The organism is Clostridium sp. CAG:43 (assembly GCF_000434655.1).
GTDB lineage: Bacteria > Bacillota > Clostridia > Lachnospirales > Lachnospiraceae > Otoolea > Otoolea fessa.
In genome coordinates this window covers 1-1766 of the sequence record NZ_FR895085.1, presented here as the reverse complement: position 1 = coordinate 1766, position 1766 = coordinate 1, and the positions used below count along the sequence as shown (strand labels likewise).

The window sequence follows — 1766 nt, the reverse complement described above, 5'->3', positions numbered from 1 at the left end:
CGCCGGCATGTTTTTATACACCGGAATCGAGAACTCAAGTGTTGTATTTGCCAATGCCGTGATCTTCGAAAGCGTCAGTCCTTCGGCAGCTGCCGCCTGCACGTTCGTCATGTACTGATGTTTATAAAGGTTGCTGCCCTGCACATTAAATTTCTTTAAGTACAGCGTATCCTGCCCTTTTTTTACATAATTATCGCCATAATAAACCGAACCGCCGCGGATCGATTTCTCGATGCTGTTCCACGGGCGCAGATAGCTTCCCGACTGGGATGCCCACCAGAGTCCGCGTTCTACCGCACTCATCGAGCCGGACTGATATGCCTCTATATTAAAGAAGTTATAATATCCCTGATAGCCGGACACCGTTCCGGAAATACTGCGTCCGGTTCCCTGGCTGCCCTGTTCCTGCAGAATCATCGACGCCAGAATATATGGATTGACTCCCGATTCGGATGCCGCATTCATGATGATATCTACATAGGAAGTACCGATTGCAGACTGCTGCGCCACTCCCGTGGAAGTTCCCGAACTGCTGTAAGTGCCACTTCCCGGTGCACTTGTTCTTCCGCTGCTGGTTGAACCAGAAGTTGTTCCAGTTGTGCTGCTTCCCGGTGCGCTTGTACTGCCACTGGTGGTTCCAGCCGTGCTGCTGGTTGTCCCCGATGACTTATTCGATGTGCCGCTGCTGACCGGCGCCGTCTCCCCGTCTGCATTGTTGGAAGAAAATCCATCTCCCGCCATGCCTGGTCCATTGGTCGCTGCCACCCGCTCCGTCTTATGATCGCTGATCGAAGCAATCGGAGACGACAGACCGGCGCTGCTTCCGCTCGAACCTGACGAACTTCCCGGTCCCGTCGCTGAACCGGAAGAAGAGCTTCCAGAACTGCTTCCCGTACCGGCCGATACCGACGAGCCGCCCGACACCGTGCCGGAAAGGAAGGTTCCGCTCACCATGTTCTGCAGCCCCGTCTTCGTGTGAAGCGAACTGTCATACGACTGTTTCATGAACTGGTAAATATATTTATCATTTAAGAAATTCCGCGGATCCATATAATAGGCGATAATATCCGAAGACGCCTGTACCCAGGAGCTTCCGTCAAAGCCCGGCCAGGTTCCGGTTCCCCAGTCATACGCACCTGTCTCGGTCGATTTCCAGGACGAAATGCTGCTGCTCGCAACCAGGTTCCGCCCGATCACGCTTTCATTTTTCAACGCTGTGTTCCAATCCAGATTCGTCTGGAACGCCGTGAACGTCCAATTCGGATATTGTGCATGCAATTCCCGGAGTCCCTGTTTATAGCTCTCCGGAAATCCCTGCTTTGTCAGATAGCTTTCAAAATCCGAATCCGATTTGATCGCCGTCGGAAACTTTATGTATTTGCTCGAAACATAACCCGTCTGCTCACCGCCGCTTCCGCTATATCGTATCTGATACCATACGACGCCATCCGTTCCCGTCTGCTCACCAAGTACTGTAACTGGTGCGCCCTTGGACAGCTTCGCTAGTGCCTGATACGAAGTGCCAGGACCACTCCGGACATTCAGGTTTGTCGCATTGACCGACGCGGTTCTCTCTTCCGCATAGCTGACGATCCCCAGCAAGGACTCTGCTGCAGTACCTGCCAGCCCTGGGTTGACCGCCATCACAGCGCCCAGCAGAAACGCCGCCGCCCGTTTCCCCAATAACTTCCATTTTTTCATCCGTCTATCTCCTCATTCTGCTGCGTTTTCTGCAATTCATCCCCCGCAACGGAATTCTTATTCTG

The 1766-nt window shown here is 53.1% G+C and carries 1 protein-coding gene; it reads right to left on the bottom strand.

The window, feature by feature from the left end; all coding sequences use genetic code 11:
* Positions 1-1701 (bottom strand): N-acetylglucosaminidase (locus tag QVO97_RS06890; protein ID WP_288189252.1); only part of this gene is annotated, 1701 nt, incomplete at its 3' end.
* Positions 1702-1766: the final 65 nt, after the last annotated feature.